General features: G+C 38.3%; 1 protein-coding gene. It reads left to right on the plus strand.

Annotated elements, in window-relative coordinates; genetic code table 11:
- The coding region (locus QVP94_RS06385; protein ID WP_288213191.1) for a hypothetical protein at positions 1-602 on the plus strand (602 nt) is incomplete at its 5' end.
- Positions 603-634 lie beyond the last annotated feature (32 nt).

The following is a 634-nucleotide window of genomic DNA, read 5'->3' on the forward strand; positions in this document are numbered from 1 at the left end:
TTGAACCGGATAAACTGTACAAAGGAGAGTTCTATTTCGTGTATTCTTTGAATCCGTCTGTTGGCATTGAAAAAGCATTGGCAGAAATCAACATTGCCACTACCCCATGGAAAGGTGCGGATTATGTAAAGGGAGTGAAAATGATGGTTGAAGAAGAATTGCCGACATTGGACTTTGTGTCTGATTTGACTTGTGTGGGCTACTCTCTGGATGCGGCTTCCAAGTGGGCTACATTTGGCAGTAAGATAAACAAGACAGTTCTCGTCAGGGCTATCAACGGCAATATTGATGAAGTACTTAGAAAATCAAACAACATCAACAGAGGAAGAACGCTTGTTGAAGCAGCCAAAAAATCATTCAGTACGGAGTTCTTGAAGAGCCGTACACTCATTGACTGGATTATTGGCAAGTATGAAGATACGGATGATAGCGAAAAAAGTACATTCACTAAAAATATGAGCCACTTTCTAGCTAATGTTCAACGTGAAAATGCGGAAAACATAGAAAAGGCTAAAGGCACAAGAGGTGGAAAAACAAAGGAAACCATCATTTATGAAGAACTGAGCAGACTTTGGAAAAATTACATGGAAGAGAACTATTAATTAATCAAATAAATATGGATATGAAAATGAAA

Origin of the sequence: Parabacteroides sp. CAG:2 (assembly GCF_000436315.1) — a bacterium.
GTDB classification, from domain to species: Bacteria; Bacteroidota; Bacteroidia; order Bacteroidales; family Tannerellaceae; genus Parabacteroides; species Parabacteroides distasonis.